The sequence below is a fragment of the Pseudomonas sp. GW456-E7 genome (assembly GCF_059424105.1).
In genome coordinates this window covers 58,584-74,272 of record NZ_JBWKZB010000024.1, presented here as the reverse complement: position 1 = coordinate 74,272, position 15,689 = coordinate 58,584, and the positions used below count along the sequence as shown (strand labels likewise).

Here is a 15,689-nt window from a genome sequence, read left to right as displayed (position 1 = left end):
GATGCCTGAAACCCTGCCTGCGGGAGTCGCCGAGGCGACTCCCGCACAATTGCGTCGACGATCCCGCGGAGCATTCGCCGGGCGTGGCGGTGTATGGGTGATCGGTTTGTCGGTGCTGGTTTCATTACTGGCACTGCTACCGATTGCTTACGTTATTGGCGTGTCCCTGCAGACAGGCTGGTCAACCGTCGTGACCCTGGTGTTCCGCCCTCGGGTCGGTGAACTGCTGGTCAACACCGTGTTGCTGGTGCTGCTGACGATTCCCTTGTGCGTGGCACTGGGGGTGACACTGGCATGGCTGACCGAACGCACGAATCTGCCAGGGCGGCGCTGGTGGTCGTTGCTGGCCACCGCACCGTTGGCGGTGCCTGCGTTCGTTCACAGCTACGCCTGGGTCAGCCTGGTGCCACCGATTCACGGCTTGTTTGCCGGTGTCCTGGTCTCGGTCATCGCCTACTTCCCATTCCTGTATTTGCCGGTGGCGGCCACGTTGCGCCGGCTCGACCCGGCCATCGAAGACGTCGCCGAATCCATGGGGCTCAAACCCTGGAAAGTGTTTTTGCGCGTGGTGTTGCCGCAATTGCGCCTGGCGATCTGCGGCGGCGCGTTGCTGGTCGGCCTGCACCTGCTGGCCGAATATGGCCTGTACGCCATGATCCGCTTCGACACCTTTACCACCGCGATCTTCGATCAGTTCAAATCGACCTTCAACGGCGCAGCGGCGCACATGCTGGCCAGTGTGCTGGCGCTGTGTTGCCTGGCCATGTTGACGGCCGAATCCGCCGCCCGGGGTTCGGCACGTTACGCCCGCGTCGGTTCGGGGAGCGCCCGGGAGCAACGGGTCGTGTGCCTGAAACCGGCATCCACCCTGCTCTCGTTGATGCTGCAAATCGTGACCTGTGCCCTGGCCCTGGGCGTGCCCTTGATCACCTTGGGCAAATGGCTGATCGCCGGCGGCGTGGAAGTCTGGGACATGGCCGAGTTGTTGCCTGCTCTGGAGCAAACCCTGTTGCTCGGCGTCGCTGGTGCGGCGCTCACAACTTTCGCGGCGATCCCGATTGCCTGGCTGTCGATCCGTTACCCCGGTCGAATGCAACGCGTGCTGGAAAGCTGCAACTACATCACCAGTTCCTTGCCCGGAATTATCGTGGCGCTGGCCCTGGTAACGGTCACGATCCATTTTGCCCGGCCGATTTACCAGACCACCTTCACCGTGTTGCTGGCGTACCTGCTGATGTTCCTGCCCCGCGCCCTCGTCAGCCTGCGCGCCGGCATTGCCCAGGCCCCGGTGGAACTGGAGAACATCGCCCGCAGCCTTGGCCGTTCGCCAGCCCGGGCGCTGTGGCTGGTCACCTTGCGCCTGGCCGCCCCCGGAGCCGCCGCCGGCGCGGCGCTGGTGTTCCTGGCGATCACCAACGAATTGACCGCGACCCTGCTGCTGGCCCCGAACGGCACGCGCACCCTGGCCACCGGATTCTGGGCCATGACCAGCGAAATCGATTACGCCGCCGCGGCGCCCTACGCCTTATTGATGGTTGTGCTGTCGCTGCCGCTGACCGGACTTCTTTATCACCAATCGAAAAAAACGGCTGGCCGATGAACACTCTTGAACTGAATGCCCTCTACAAGTCCTATGGCGCCCACTGTGCCCTGGACAACGTCAGCCTGTCGGTGCCAAGCGGCAGTCGCACGGTCATCGTCGGCCCGTCCGGCTCCGGCAAAACCACATTGCTGCGAATGATTGCCGGCTTCGAATTCCCCGATTCCGGACGTCTTTCGCTCAATGGCCAGACCCTGGTCGACGGCACCCACGAAGTGCCGGCCCATCAACGCCTGATCGGCTACGTGCCGCAGGACGGCGCGCTGTTTCCGCACATGACCGTGGCGGCGAACATCGGTTTCGGCTTGTCGACCAAGGGCTCTGAAAAACAACAGCGCGTCGCCGAACTGATGGACAGCGTGGCGTTGGACGCGAAGATGGCCGAGCGCTGGCCGCACGAATTGTCCGGCGGCCAGCAACAGCGCGTGGCCCTGGCCCGGGCCTTGGCACAACAGCCCCGGCTGATGTTGCTGGACGAGCCGTTCTCGGCGCTCGACACCGGATTGCGCGCCGCGATGCGCAAGATGGTCGCGCGGCTGCTGGAAGACGCGGGCGTCACCACCATCCTGGTCACCCATGACCAGAGTGAAGCCCTATCGTTCGCCGACCAGTTGGCGGTGATGCGCCATGGCCGACTGGTACAGTCAGGGCATCCGCTGGACCTTTACCGCTATCCCGAAGATGTACAGACCGCCCTGTTCCTGGGGGATGCGGTGGTGATGCCGGCACGCATCGAGGCCGGTTGGGCCCATTGCGACCTGGGGCGGATCCCGGTCAACAACCACCGCAACAACAGCTCGGCACAGATCATGCTGCGCCCCGAACAGCTGCAATTGGCCAGTATCCTCCCCAGCGACCCGGAAGCCGGTGGTTGCCGGGCCGTGGTCACCGATCGGGATTTCAGCGGCAACACTTGTACGCTGACGGTCGAACTCCAGTCATTGACCAGCCGCGAGCAACCGGGCCGATCACTGCTGGTGCGCAGTTCAGGCATGTACGCACCACCCGCCGGCAGCGCGGTTCAGGTCTCGACCATTGGCCACGCCCACGTGTTGAGCGAGCTGTAATCGTTCACAGGTCGAAACGATCCACTGCCCGACGCCGCTCGTTGTCGTCGCGCACATCGTAGTTGGCCGTGGTCTGGATGTTGCTGTGATGCGCCAGTTTCTGCGCGATCGACAAGTCATGTTCTTCGATCACCCGGGTAATGAATGAACGCCGGAAGTCGTGGGGCATGATTTTCACCCCGACCTGTGCGCCCCGCTGCCGGGCGATGTAGTAGATCGCATGTTTGGTGATGCGCTCACGGGTGATGTGGCTGCCACGGCGAATGCGATTGAACAGGAACGGATCGTCCGACTCGCCTTCCTTGAGCAGGGAGCGGCGCAGTTCAAGCCAGGCTTGCAGTTTGGCGAAAGCCCAGGCCGGCGCGTACTTGATCAACTGCTTGTTGCCCTTGGCCGTCACCTGCAGGCTGCGCTCGGTGAAATCGACCTGGTCCAGTTCCAGGTTCACCGATTCGGACTTGCGCATACCCGAACCGTACAAAATCCCGATGATCGCGGCATCCCGCAAGCCTTGTGGCCGCGGATCGGCAGCGCAGACCGCCATCAGCTCCTGGATCAGCGTACGCCTGAGGTTGCGTCCCTGGGACAGCCGTGTACCGGCGATACCCTTCACCGAGCGCATCTTCAACAGGTGCTCCTGCGAGATCAGGCTCATGCGCCACGCTTCGTTCATTACCCCGCGCACCGCGTTGACATACAGTGAAGACGTGTTCGGCGCATAGCCATCTGAACGCAATGCGGCCACCAGTGCGATCACGTCTTCGGGTTGCAGGTTGTGCCAGGGAATCTCCTCGATATCGCAGTCTTCGAAGCCCAGGCGGTCGGCGGCGTCCTGCAGCACATAGCGCATGGTCAGCTGGCTGGAGGGTGCCAGTCGCGCCAGATACAGGGTCAGCGGATTGGTGAGGGGCATGCGAGAATCAGTTACAGGTAAGTCAATCAAACGAAACGGCCTTGAATGAAAACAGGTCAATGAAACAACTAAGAAGAGAAATAACGATCATATAAAAGACATCAGTTCTGTAGAACTTTTCCTAAAAACACCATAAACGCGGGAAGTCTGAACAGCAGATTAAATAGCCTTCAGATAAACGATTCCCCCTACCGCTTTTCATGTCCCTTTCACAAAATCGGGCATAACCTCCCATGAAGTCGAAGCAACCCGAATGGACGTCCAACCTGCCGCCCACGGCGAAAAAAGTCAACCGAAGCAGTTTTTTGCCGCCGACCGGTAACTATTTGATTTGATGCAGGTTCTGATATCGAGGCGGCGATCACACCGCGCACCAAAGCCATCATCCCGGTGCATTACGCTGGTGCGGCATTCGATCTCGATCCGCTTTACGCCCTCGCCGACAAACACGGCATTGCCGTGATCCAGGACGCTACCCACGCCGCAGTCACTCAACCAGAGCGTCAGATTGCCGAACAACGACCTGGGCGCCGCTTCGGCGTTGTCCTGGCGGATGAAACGGCCACACGTGGCTTTTTTCAACACGATAAGCAAATTGAAATATGGCCTTGCCTATCCTGCTGACCTACCTGGGCCTGGGTCTGCTGGCCGCCAGCGTGCCGCTGTTCAGCGAAGCGTTCAGCCTTACAAAAAGCCTTGGCGTGGCATTGGTCATCCTCGGCGTCATCACCATCAATTCCCGACCTGCTCGTGCGCCCGAACAAAGGAGTGCCCCATGAAAATCAGTGTGTTTGGTAGCGGTTATGTTGGCCTGGTGCAGGCAGCGGTACTGGCGGAAGTCGGCCACGACGTGATCTGCATGGACGTTGACGAGAAAAAAGTCGAACTGCTCCAACAGGGCCACGTGAGTATTTTCGAACCCGGCCTGGCCAGCCTGGTGCGCGAAGGTATTGACGCGAAGCGGTTACAGTTCACCAGCGACGAAAGATTAGCGGTCCAGCACGGCCAGGTGCTGTTCATCGCGGTCGGCACACCGTCCCGGGACGACGGCTCGGCAGACCTGCGCTACGTGATGTCGGTGGGCGAAGCGGTAGCACGGTATCGCGAACAGCCGGCGATCCTGGTGGAGAAATCCACCGTCCCGGTCGGCACCGGCGACGCCTTGCGTGCCCACATCGACAAATGCCTGCTCAGTGTCGGGCGGTTATTGCAGTTCGATATCGTCTCGAACCCGGAGTTCTTGAAAGAAGGTTCGGCCGTGGCCGACTGCCGACGCCCGGACCGTATCGTCATCGGCTGTGAACGCGATGAAGTGCGTGACGTGATGCGTGACCTGTACTCCCCCTTCAACCGCAACCACGAACGCATCATGTTCATGGGCCTGCGCAGCGCCGAACTGACCAAATACGCCGCCAACTGCATGCTGGCGACCAAGATCAGCTTCATCAACCAGATCGCCGAACTGGCCGAACACCTGGGTGCCGACATCGAATCGGTACGCCTGGGCATCGGCGCCGACTCGCGCATTGGCTACCACTTCATCTATCCCGGTTGCGGCTACGGTGGCTCGTGCTTCCCCAAGGACATGCGCGCCCTGATCCACAGCGCCGAAGAGGCCCATTGCTCGAGTGACCTGCTGCAGGCAGTGGAAGCCATCAACGAGCGGCAGAAGCACAAGCTGTTCGAGCGCATCAACGCGTTCTACCGGGGCGACTTGCGCGGCAAGACCTTTGCCGTCTGGGGCCTGGCCTTCAAACCCAATACCGACGACATGCGCGATGCACCAAGCCGGGTGTTGCTCGAATCGTTGTGGGCCGCCGGGGCGAATGTCCGCGCGTTCGATCCCGAAGCCATGCAGGAAACCCAGAAGCTGTATCCGGATGAGTCGAAACTGATGCTCATGGGGACGCCTGAGTCGGTCTTGTCCGGCACCGATGCACTGATCATCTGCACCGAATGGCAACAGTTCAAGGCACCGGACTTCGAGTTTATCCGCCAACGCCTCAACACGCCGGTGATCTTCGATGGCCGCAACCTGTACGACGCGGACCGACTGGCACGCATCGGATTTACCTACTTCCCGATCGGTCGGGGTGAGTCGCACAAGTTGCCGATCCCTTACCAGCAATGGCTGACCGAATCAGTGGTCGCTTAAACCTCATGCTCCCGGCGGTTTGACTTCCGATTGCTGGCATCGGCGCTGCCGGTGCCTGGCGCCGTTGCTGCACCGCCAGTAAATCCTGTAGCAACGACCGGATGTCCGCCTGCTAGAGTAGCGCCGACCATTGGACTGATGCCGGCCCGATCGAATAAGGACATTCACACCGTGACCCGATACTCCCCCCTCATCCGCCGTCTGCTGATCTGCTCGCTGACCATCGTCGTCAGCCGCGCCATCACCAGCCCGTTACTCACGCTGTTCGTCAGCGACAAGCTTGGCCTCAACCAACAGGACGTTGGTCTGCTGCTCGGCATTGCGGTGTTCGTCGCCACCCTGCTCTCCCTCTACGGCGGCTACATCATCGATCGCTTCGAAAAACGCCGATTGCTGGTGCTGTCGATGGCGTCCAGCGCGGTCGGCCTGGTGTTGCTGACCTTTGCCGAAAACCTCTACCTGACCACGATCACCCTGATCGTCACCGAAACCGCCTCGGCGCTGTTCCTGATCGGTTCGAAAGCGATCCTCAGCGACAACCTGCCCGTGGGCCAGCGGGCCAAGGCGTTTTCCTTGAGCTATACGCTGACCAACATTGGCTACGCGGTCGGGCCGATGCTTGGCGTGCTGATTGCCGGTGCCTTTGCGAGTGCGCCATTCCTGATCGCGGCGGCCATCGCTTTTTTCAGTATGTTCCTGATGGCCGGCATTCCCGCGGATCCGGCCAAAGTGGCTCCTGCGGGTCAGGCGCAGAGTTTTCTGAAAACCCTGATCACCCTGAAAAACGACCGCACCCTGATCATGTTCACCGCCGGTTGCCTGCTCAGCACCGTGGTGCACGGGCGATTTACCTTTTACCTGTCGCAGAACCTGCTGGTGACCAGTAATCCCCAGCACACCATGGAAATCATGGCTGCCCTGCTCGCCTGCAACGCCATCAGCGTGATCCTGTTGCAATACCAGGTCGGGCGCTTTCTAAAACGTGAACAATTGCGCCAGTGGATTGTGGCCGGCACCGGCCTGTTCATCCTCGGCCTGATCGGTTTCAGCCTGGCGGACAGCCTGGTGAGCTGGTGCGTGGCAATGTTCATCTTCACCCTGGGTGAAATCATCATTTACCCGGCCGAGTTTCTCTTTGTCGACACCCTGGCTCCCGAAGAACTGCGCGGCAGTTACTACGGCGCGCAAAACCTGGCTGCGCTGGGCGGCGCGGTGAGCCCGGTGATTTGCGGCTTCATGTTGATGCACACCCCGGCGCCGACGATGTTTTATGCCCTGAGTGCACTTGCTGCGCTGGGTGGCCTGCTCTGCTACCTGAGTGGCCGACGGGGTAACTTAAAGCAAAATTAATGCACTGAAAGCTCATTAATATGAATTTGTCAGTAGCTGGATTGAACGGCACACTGTGCCTGTTCCTCCCCCAACAGTTGGAACACCTTCAAGGGCTTTCTGGGTTTCCCAGCTAAGCCCTTTTTTTACCTCGACTTTTTCTGCCGGAGTTGTCTCGCAATGCTTGCCCGCTGGTTGCCCGTCGCCATCAATACCCGGCCCACCGAATGGAGCCGCGCCGCCATCGGCATGGCCCTGGGCACGCTGCTCAGCGTCTGGCTCTGTAGCCAGGTGTTTGGCATTGAGGTGGCCCAGCACCTGATCGGTCCGCTGGGGGCCTCGGCGGTGCTGTTGTTTGCCGTGTCTTCGGGAGCGCTCGCACAGCCCTGGTCGATTCTGGGTGGCTACTTGTGCGCCGGGGTGATTGCGCTGCTGGTGGCCCATGTGTTGGGCCGAACCCTGGGGAGCGCCTGTCTGGCGGCGGGCATGGCGGTGTTGCTGATGTGTTGGTTGCGCTGCCTGCATCCACCGGCCGGGGCATTGGCCCTGACCTTGGTGCTGGCCGATCCGGTGACCATTGCCATGGACTGGAAAGCCATTGAGCCGGTCATGCTCAGCGCAGCGACGATGCTGCTCTGCGCCCTTGCCTACAACAATCTGACCCGCGTGCGTTACCCCAAGGGCACCAGCGAACCGGCTGTCATGATCCCGGCCGATCACCCGCCAGTCGACAGTCAGGCCATCACCGCCGAAGACCTGAAACTGGCGCTGGCGGACATGGAAGCCTTCTATGACGTCACGCCCGAGGACCTCGAACAGCTGATCCAGGCCAGCCAATTGCACGCCAAACGCCGCAGCGTCACCGAGGTGTTCGCCCCGCGTTCGTAAGCCCCTGTTCTGGAGGATCTTTTGCCGTGGCCGGGCGGTTCTGGCATCCTGCGCCTCCATTTTCTGACCCGGCCCGCCTTCTGGCACGCAAACCACCATGACCGCCTCCGAAAAAGCCCCCGCGCCACGTAACAATGACCTGATCTACGGCCTCGATGACCGTCCGCACCTGACCGCCACCGTCTTCGCCGCCCTGCAACACGTGCTGGCGAGTTTCGTCGGCATCATCACCCCGACGCTGATCATGGGCAGCGCCCTGGGCCTGCAAAGCGAAATTCCTTATCTGATCAGCATGGCGCTGTTCGTCTCGGGCCTGGGCACCTTCGTCCAGGCGCGGCGCTTTGGCCCGGTGGGTTCGGGCCTGTTGTGCCTGCAAGGCACCAGTTTCTCGTTCATCAGTGTGATTCTCAGCGCCGGATTCATGGTCAAGGCCCGGGGCGGTGGCACCGACGAGATTCTCTCGACCATCTTCGGCGTGTGCTTTTTTGCCGCGTTCATTGAAGTGGTGTTGAGCCAGTTCATCGGCAAACTGCGCATGCTGATCACCCCGGTAGTGACCGGGACGATCATCACGCTGATGGGGTTGTCGCTGATCAAGGTGGCCATGACCGACATCGCCGGAGGCTTCGGCGCCCAGGACCTGGGTGCTGCCAGTCACCTGGCCCTGGCGGCGCTGGTGCTGGGAACCATCGTGGTGTTGAACCGGGTCGACGTGCCGTTTCTGCGCCTGGGGGCGATTGTCATCGGCCTGACCCTCGGTTACGGGGTGGCCTGGCTCATGGGCCAGGTGGATTTCAACGGCCTGCCCGACGTCCCGTTGATGAGCGTACCGGTGCCTTTCAAGTACGGTTTTTCCTTCGACTGGGTGGCGTTCATTCCGGTGGCGGTGATCTTCCTCGTTTCGCCATTGGAGGCCGCCGGTGACCTCACGGCCAACTCGATGATTTCCCGGCAACCGGTCAAAGGCCCGGTGTACATACGCCGGATCAAGTCCGGCCTGCTCGCCGATGGCCTCAACTCGGCCATGGCGGCGGTGTTCAACAGCATGCCGATGGTCACCTTCGCCCAGAACAACGGGGTGATCCAGCTCACGGGCGTGGCCAGTCGTTACGTGGCGTTTTTCATTGCCGGTTTGCTGGTGGTGCTGGGCCTGTTCCCGATGATCGGCGCGGTACTGCAACTGATGCCCAAACCGGTACTGGGCGGCGCGGAGCTGGTGATGTTCGGCACCGTCGCCGTGGCCGGGATCAAGATTCTCGCCGAGGCCGGCCTGCATCGGCGCAACATGCTGATCGTGGCGATTTCCATCGGCATGGGCCTGGGGGTGGCCGCCGTGCCGGAAGTCTTGCGTGAACTGCCCAAGGCCCTGCACAACATTTTCGAATCGCCCATCACCGTCGGCGCGCTGTGCGCTATCGTTCTTAATATCTTCCTGCCTGAGGAGTTCATCGAGCTGGAAGAAGACGAATTCGATCCGGAGGCCTCCGTGCTTCAGGTGATGCAGAACCCCGATGTGACCACCAGGGATGAACCCGCAAAGGCTGCGGTGGTCGCACCGTAGAACCGCCGGACGGGCTCAGGGGCTGAGCCGGTGGCGGTACAGCCCTTTTCAGATGAGAGCACGTCCATGCGCAGCGTTCACGCGGTCCTGATTTCCCTCCTGCTCTGCCTGGGCGCCTGCTCCTCGCTGCCCAATCGAGACCCACTGAAAATCAGCGTAGTGGGTATCGAGCCCCTGCAGGGCGAGGGCATGGAAGTACGCTTTGCCGTGACCATCCGCGTGCAGAACCCCAATGACAACAACCTCACCTACAGCGGCGTCGCCCTGGATCTGGACATCAACGGTCAGCCATTCGCCTCTGGCGTCACCGATGTGAGAGGTTCGATCGGGCGTTTTTCCGACACCGTCGTGAGCGTGCCGGTCAGCGTTTCGGCATTTTCGTTCATCCGCCAGACCTATGGCATCAGCCAGATGAAAACGCTCAACAACATGCCTTATATCCTGCGCGGCAAGCTCTCGGGCGGGGTGTTCAACACGACGCGCTTCGTCGACAGCGGCACCCTCAATCTGCCGGGGCCGACCACTGGCAGTCGCTAGCGAGAGAGGGTCATGCAGACGCTGAATCTACTCGACGTCATTGAGAATCAGGCTGCGGTAATGCCCCGGATTTGACCCCGACCACTTGCGAAAGGCCTTGTAGAACGAACTGGTGTCAGCGAACCCGAGCCGCGCGGCGATTTCGCTGAAGCTGATCGCCGGCTCGGCCAGCCAGACGATCGCCAGTTCCTTGCGCACGCTGTCCTTGAGTCCTTGATAGGTTTGCCCTTCTTCGGCCAGCCGGCGGCGCAAGGTCGATGCCGACATGCACAGGCGTTGCGCCAAGGCCTCGGTTTCCGGCCAGTGCTCGGCCGGCAGGTGACGCAGATCGTGTTTGATACGGCTGGCCAGGCTCTGCGGATCACGGTATCTCACCAGGATGTTCGCCGGCGCGTGGGCCAGGAATCGCTTGAGCTCTTCAGGGCTGCGCTTGATTGGCAAATCCAGGCAATCGGCGGAGAAAATCATGCGCGTGCGCGGACGGTCGAAACGCAGGTTCTCGGAAAACATCACCTGGTAGTCGTCGCAGAAATCCGGTTTCGAACAGCGCAGTTCAATGGCCAGAATCGGAATCCGCCGACCTGCCAGCCAGCAGGCAACGCCGTGGACGATCATCCAGTAGGTGAAATAGGTGAAGGCCCGGCGTGGCTCTTTGTCGTCTTCGAGCAGGACGATTTCCGCCAGGCTTTGCTGGCGCACCAACTGCGCCGGCAGGTGTTCGAGGATCAGCGACAGAAACGCCAGGCCGCCAGCCAGCCCCGCCGCCACGTTGGGTTGGAGCATGGCGCTGCGACACAGGAATGCGAAGCTGCCGGATTTGAGTTTGCGTGGGTCCATGCCAAAAAATTCATCGTCCCCGCGCCGTGCCAGCAGCCGCCACAGGCGCGCATAAGCAGTGGCTGGAACCCGGGCGCTGGAATTGCCCAGCAGCTGCGGGTCGATGCCAACCTTGATCAACACCTCGTCCTTGTCGATACCTGGCGCGCAGCTTTGCAACAGTGCTTCGCGCACCAGTTGGATGGAGATGGTGTCTTTTTCCGACATGGATTGCGGCAAGCCCTGTTCTTGTTCGAGTGGGGGGGCATATTAGCAAGATCAAAAGCCAAAACGAGCAAGATCAAAAGATCGCAGCCTGCGGCAGTTCCTACACACCGCAAGTATCGTGGACGGACAAAAAACCCTGTAGGAGCTGCCGCAGGCTGCGATCTTTTAGAGAATCCGGTACAGCAAGCGCTCGATCCGCACACGACTCACGCGCTTGAGGAACTTGGCCACGCCCATCGGGTATTCGGCCAGGGTCTCCAGGTTCTGGAAGTGCTCGATTCGCCGGGTGTGCTGGAAGATCTCCGCCAGTTCCTGACGGCGCGGCTCCAGCCATTCGCCGTGCGGATCATCGATCAACAAGGCGTTTTCCAGATCGAGCCGGAACGCCCGCGGGTTGAGGTTGTTGCCGGTCAGCAAGGTATAGCGCCGGTCGATCCACATGCCCTTGAGGTGATAGGTGTTGTCACCATCAAGCCACAGGTGCAGGTTCAACTGACCGCTGTCGATGTTGCGCTGATGACGCTTGGCAAACCGGCGCAGGCTGATTTCGTACAGGTACGGCAGCGCCGATATGACCCGGAACGGTTCGCTCGGCGGAATGTAGAAGTCATTGGCCGTCTTGTCGCCGACCACAATGTCGATCTTCACCCCACGGGCCAGCGCGCGGTTGATCTCGCGGATGATCGCCAGCGGCAGGTTGAAGTACGGCGTGCAAATGGTCAGTTGCTGCTGGGCGCTGGCGATCAGCTCGCAGATCACCCGGTTCAGCGGATTGTTCTTGCCGACGCCAAGCAACGGGCTGACGGACAGACCGCTCCTGTCGGTGGTGCCTCGCGTGGTGTCGTACGCTGCGTGCTTGAGCCGGCTGCGCAGGTCGCCGATGTCATTGCGCAGGCTGCGGGTGGTCGGCAGGTTCGGCAGGTCGAGGCGGTGCACCGCTTTGGAGGCCACCAGGCCGTGCTGCACCAGGTGCTGCATCGAATCGGCCAGTTCGCGATTGTGCAGCACGTGATAGCGGTCGTAGCGGTACTTGTCGAACTTGTGCAGGTAGACGTTGTTCAGGCTCGCGCCGCTGTAGATCACGCAGTCATCGATCACGAAGCCTTTGAGGTGCAGCACACCGAACAGTTCGCGGGTTTGCACCGGGACGCCGTAGATCGGCACTTCACTTGCGTGGGTGCGGGTCATCTCCTGGTACCAGGCCGAGTTGCCCGGTTGCTTGCCGGCACCGATCAGGCCGCGCTGGGCGCGCAGCCAGTCGACGACCACCACCACGTCCAGTTCCGGACGCGCCAGTTTGGCCGCGTGCAAGGCATCGAGAATTTCCTGGCCGGCTTCATCCTGTTGCAGGTACAGCGCAACGATGTAAATGCGCCGGGTCGCACTGGCGATTTTCTCCAGCAGGCAACGACGGAATTCGGCAGCGCCGGAGAGGATGCCGACGGCATCGGCCGTCAGCGGAAAACTGCGCAGCTTGGGCAGCAGGGAACGTTTGAAAAGCGACGGCATAGGGCTCGCAATGGGTCGAATCCGAAGAACCTGAGAGCTTACACCATCGCTGGGTTTGGGTCTTGTTACTGTCTGTAATGCCCCTTCGCGAGCAGGCTCGCTCCCACATTGAAATGCATTCCCCCTGTGGGAGCGAGCCTGCTCGCGAAGACCATTTATCAGACACTGTAAAAATATCGATTGACCAAGGAGAACGATCGTTCTACTGTTAGCCACATGAACGAAATCAATAGCAACGACACACGCGACATCATTCTGGATGTCACCGAAAAGTTGATCTACAAAAGTGGCATAGCCGCCACTGGCATGGATCTCCTGGTGAAAACCGCCGGTGTCTCCAGAAAAAGCATCTACCGCTACTTTGCAAACAAGGACGAACTGGTCGTGGCCGCCCTGCAACGCCGCGACCAGCGCTGGATGCACTGGTACCGCAGCGAAGTCGGCCAGGCACAAACCCCGGCCGGGCGGCTGCTCAACCTGTTTACCGTACTGAAGTCGTGGTTCGACTCCGAAGGTTTCCGCGGTTGCGCTTTCATCAACACCAGTGGCGAAACCGGCGACCCGCAAGACCCGGTGCGCCTGGTCGCCAAAGAACATAAACAGAAGCTGCTCGACTACGTGTGCGAGCTGTGTACCGAACATGGTGCCGAGGATCCGCAGAGGCTGGCCAGACAGCTGCTGATCCTGATCGATGGTGCCATTACCGTGGCGCTTGTAACGGGTGATCACAGTGCCGCCGATAATGCGCAATGCATGGCGCGCAAGTTATTGGACCTGTAGCAACCTGATCAAGCTCGACAATTGTTTTAACTTTAACTTGATACGGAGACTTGAAATGTCTAATGCCGAAGTTCGTCCGCCATTGCCCCCTTTCACCCGTGAATCGGCCATTGAAAAAGTTCGCCTGGCTGAGGATGGCTGGAACTCCCGTGATCCGGAGCGCGTGTCCCTGGCCTACACCCTGGACACCCAGTGGCGAAACCGCGCCGAGTTCGCCCATAACCGCGAAGAAGCCAAAGGCTTCCTGACCCGCAAATGGGCCAAGGAGCTGGATTATCGACTGATCAAGGAACTCTGGGCCTTTACCGACAACCGCATCGCCGTGCGTTATGCCTATGAATGGCACGACGACTCGGGCAACTGGTTCCGTTCCTACGGCAACGAAAACTGGGAGTTCAACGAGGACGGCCTGATGGCCCGTCGTTTCGCCTGCATCAACGACATGCCGATCAAGGAAAGCGAGCGCAAGTTCCACTGGCCGCTGGGTCGTCGTCCTGACGATCATCCGAGCCTGTCGGATCTGGGCCTGTAATTTAAATCCACACTAATCACCTGTGGGAGCGAGCTTGCTCGCGATAGCGGTGTGTCAGCCAACATTTATGCTGGATCTGACGGCCTCTTCGCGAGCAAGCTCGCTCCCACAATGGTTTTGTGTTGTGCAGGTGGTTAAGATGCTGCCCTTCCCCGCAGCCTCTTTCTGCACCCGCCGAATAAGCCGATCCCATGCCTTTCGAACTCAGCGTTGACCTCTCCACCCTGGCCATCCTGGCCCTCGTCGCTTTTGTTGCCGGTTTCATCGACGCCATCGCCGGTGGCGGTGGACTGTTGACCACCCCGGCCTTGTTGACCGCCGGCCTGCCGCCGCACCTGGTGCTGGGCACCAACAAGCTCAGTTCGACCTTCGGTTCGGCGATTGCCAGTTTCACCTTCTACCGGCGCAAGCTGTTCCACCCCGCGCAATGGGTGCACGCCATCGTCGGTACCCTGGTCGGCGCGCTGACCGGTGCCGTGGTCGCGCATTACCTGCCCGCGGAATGGCTGAACAAAATGCTGCCGGTGATCGTCTTCGCCTGCGGTGTCTATCTCTTGTTTGGCGGTACGCCGAAAGCACCGCTGGACAGCAACGCACCGATCAAGAAAACGTGGCAGTCGACCCAGGGCTTCAGCCTCGGTTTCTATGACGGCGTGGCCGGTCCCGGCACGGGCGCGTTCTGGACCGTGAGCAGCCTGCTGCTCTACCCCATCGACCTGGTGAAGGCCAGCGGCGTGGCGCGCAGCATGAACTTTGTCAGCAACGCGGCGGCGCTGTCGATCTTCATCTTTTCCGGTCAGGTGGACTGGGTCATCGGCCTGTGCATGGGCTCGTCATTGATGGTCGGCGCCTTCTTCGGCGCTCGCACCGCCATCAGCGGCGGCGCGAAATTCATTCGTCCGGTGTTCATCACCGTGGTGCTGGGCCTGACCGTGCGCCTAGCCTGGCAGCACTGGTTCAGCGTGACCTAAGCGCCGCGCCACATAGACGTCGATCAGGTAACGGGCAATCGAGCGCGACGCCGGCAACGGCGGCAGCGCGTGTACGTTGAACCACTGGGCGTCCTCGATCTCGTCTTCCTGGCAGACGATCTCGCCACTGGCGTATTCGGCATGAAAACCGAGCATCATCGAGTGGGGAAACGGCCAGCACTGGCTGCCCATGTACTGGATGTTCCTGACCTCGATGCTCACCTCTTCACGAACCTCGCGAATCAGGCAATCCTCGGCCGATTCGCCAGGCTCGGCGAACCCCGCCAATGTGCTGTAGACACCACTGACAAAACGCGGTGAGCGTGCCAACAGCACTTCATCGCCTCGGGTGACCAGGACGATCATGCTCGGCGAAATCCGTGGGTAGCTGCGCAGATCACACGGCTGGCAATACATCGCCCGTTCGCGCGGCACCTGGTTCATGGCCTGACCGCAGTTACCACAAAAGCGGTGTTCACGGGCCCAGGTGCCGATCTGTGCGGCGTAACCGAGCACCTTGTAGACCGTGTGATCGCCTTCGAGCATGAACGCCCGCAAGCCCTTCCAGTTGCAGCCCGGCACTTCGCTTTGACTGCGCAGCTCCAGCAGATAGACCGGCTCGCCATCGAGATGACCGATGCCGTGTTCGGCGAGAACCGGCAGGTCCTGACGCTTCAACCATTCCCGTGGAAACAGCGCGCCATTGTCATCGAACAGAAAGCCTTCGGGGCTGCGCGCGACGGCCCAGCCGCCGGGTTGGTCGGTATCCAGTACTGCAGTGGTCCAGCGAGGAATCATGGTTA

The 15,689-nt window shown here is 60.8% G+C and carries 14 protein-coding genes and 3 pseudogenes; 13 read left to right on the top strand and 4 right to left on the bottom strand.

Features of this window, described 5'->3' with window-relative positions; translation table 11 throughout:
- The first annotated feature begins 1 nt into the window (after position 1).
- Both AC07YV_RS16845 and AC07YV_RS16840 read left to right on the top strand, forming a co-directional pair.
- On the top strand, positions 2 to 1,600 hold the full coding sequence (locus tag AC07YV_RS16845) for an ABC transporter permease (protein WP_102700087.1): 1,599 nt from the start codon (positions 2 to 4) through the stop codon (positions 1,598 to 1,600).
- The gene (locus AC07YV_RS16840) at positions 1,597 to 2,667 is read left to right on the top strand and encodes an ABC transporter ATP-binding protein (protein WP_102700067.1); all 1,071 of its coding nucleotides are present in this window, start codon (positions 1,597 to 1,599) and stop codon (positions 2,665 to 2,667) included. Before AC07YV_RS16845 ends, AC07YV_RS16840 begins: the two co-directional genes overlap by 4 nt.
- A gap of 4 nt (positions 2,668 to 2,671) precedes the next feature.
- On the opposite strand, the gene AC07YV_RS16835 is transcribed toward AC07YV_RS16840, so the two are convergent.
- The gene (locus AC07YV_RS16835) at positions 2,672 to 3,610 is read right to left on the bottom strand and encodes a site-specific integrase (protein WP_102700066.1); all 939 of its coding nucleotides are present in this window, start codon (positions 3,608 to 3,610) and stop codon (positions 2,672 to 2,674) included.
- A 318-nt stretch (positions 3,611 to 3,928) separates the two neighbouring features.
- Between AC07YV_RS16835 and AC07YV_RS16830 the strand changes: the two are divergent.
- From AC07YV_RS16830 to AC07YV_RS16795, 8 genes and pseudogenes are all read left to right on the top strand, one after another.
- Positions 3,929 to 4,072: pseudogene (locus AC07YV_RS16830) on the top strand (DegT/DnrJ/EryC1/StrS family aminotransferase); the annotation flags it as partial.
- Positions 4,073 to 4,088: 16 nt separating this feature from the next.
- Positions 4,089 to 4,139, top strand: a pseudogene (locus tag AC07YV_RS16825) (hypothetical protein); the annotation flags it as partial.
- Between the two features lie 76 nt (positions 4,140 to 4,215).
- Positions 4,216 to 4,359 (top strand): annotated as a pseudogene (locus AC07YV_RS16820) (4-amino-4-deoxy-L-arabinose-phosphoundecaprenol flippase subunit ArnF); the annotation flags it as partial.
- Positions 4,356 to 5,735, top strand: coding sequence for a UDP-glucose dehydrogenase family protein (locus AC07YV_RS16815; RefSeq protein ID WP_102700065.1), 1,380 nt, complete (start codon positions 4,356 to 4,358; stop codon positions 5,733 to 5,735). The pseudogene AC07YV_RS16820 and the gene AC07YV_RS16815, both read left to right, overlap by 4 nt.
- A 171-nt stretch (positions 5,736 to 5,906) precedes the next feature.
- Entirely contained in the window at positions 5,907 to 7,085 is a 1,179-nt protein-coding gene (locus AC07YV_RS16810) for an MFS transporter (RefSeq protein ID WP_102700086.1), read from the top strand.
- A 159-nt stretch (positions 7,086 to 7,244) separates the two neighbouring features.
- Positions 7,245 to 7,952 carry an HPP family protein gene (locus tag AC07YV_RS16805; RefSeq protein WP_102700064.1) on the top strand — a complete coding sequence of 236 codons (708 nt, stop codon included), beginning with the start codon at positions 7,245 to 7,247 and terminating at the stop codon, positions 7,950 to 7,952.
- Between the two features lie 97 nt (positions 7,953 to 8,049).
- The gene (locus tag AC07YV_RS16800; protein ID WP_102700063.1) at positions 8,050 to 9,513 is read left to right on the top strand and encodes a nucleobase:cation symporter-2 family protein; all 1,464 of its coding nucleotides are present in this window, start codon (positions 8,050 to 8,052) and stop codon (positions 9,511 to 9,513) included.
- Between the two features lie 66 nt (positions 9,514 to 9,579).
- Positions 9,580 to 10,050: an LEA/WHy family protein gene (locus AC07YV_RS16795; protein ID WP_102700062.1), complete on the top strand. Its 471-nt coding sequence runs from the start codon at positions 9,580 to 9,582 to the stop codon at positions 10,048 to 10,050.
- A 27-nt stretch (positions 10,051 to 10,077) separates the two neighbouring features.
- Here AC07YV_RS16795 and AC07YV_RS16790 read toward each other — a convergent pair whose 3' ends face one another.
- Positions 10,078 to 11,094, bottom strand: coding sequence for an AraC family transcriptional regulator (locus AC07YV_RS16790; protein ID WP_102700061.1), 1,017 nt, complete (start codon positions 11,092 to 11,094; stop codon positions 10,078 to 10,080).
- A 165-nt stretch (positions 11,095 to 11,259) separates the two neighbouring features.
- Positions 11,260 to 12,603, bottom strand: a complete 1,344-nt coding sequence (pssA, locus tag AC07YV_RS16785) for a CDP-diacylglycerol--serine O-phosphatidyltransferase (RefSeq protein ID WP_102700060.1) — start codon at positions 12,601 to 12,603, stop codon at positions 11,260 to 11,262.
- A gap of 216 nt (positions 12,604 to 12,819) precedes the next feature.
- Between pssA and AC07YV_RS16780 the strand changes: the two genes are divergently transcribed.
- The 3 genes from AC07YV_RS16780 (at position 12,820) to AC07YV_RS16770 (ending at position 14,886) form a co-directional block, all read left to right on the top strand.
- Complete coding sequence (locus AC07YV_RS16780; RefSeq protein ID WP_102700059.1) at positions 12,820 to 13,383, top strand: TetR/AcrR family transcriptional regulator; 564 nt, start codon at positions 12,820 to 12,822, stop codon at positions 13,381 to 13,383.
- A gap of 55 nt (positions 13,384 to 13,438) precedes the next feature.
- Complete coding sequence (locus tag AC07YV_RS16775) at positions 13,439 to 13,915, top strand: nuclear transport factor 2 family protein (protein WP_102700058.1); 477 nt, start codon at positions 13,439 to 13,441, stop codon at positions 13,913 to 13,915.
- 191 nt (positions 13,916 to 14,106) lie between these two features.
- Complete coding sequence (locus AC07YV_RS16770; RefSeq protein WP_102700056.1) at positions 14,107 to 14,886, top strand: TSUP family transporter; 780 nt, start codon at positions 14,107 to 14,109, stop codon at positions 14,884 to 14,886.
- Here AC07YV_RS16770 and nudC read toward each other — a convergent pair.
- Entirely contained in the window at positions 14,854 to 15,684 is an 831-nt protein-coding gene (gene nudC, locus AC07YV_RS16765) for an NAD(+) diphosphatase (RefSeq protein ID WP_102700055.1), read from the bottom strand. The genes AC07YV_RS16770 and nudC overlap by 33 nt on opposite strands.
- Positions 15,685 to 15,689 lie beyond the last annotated feature (5 nt).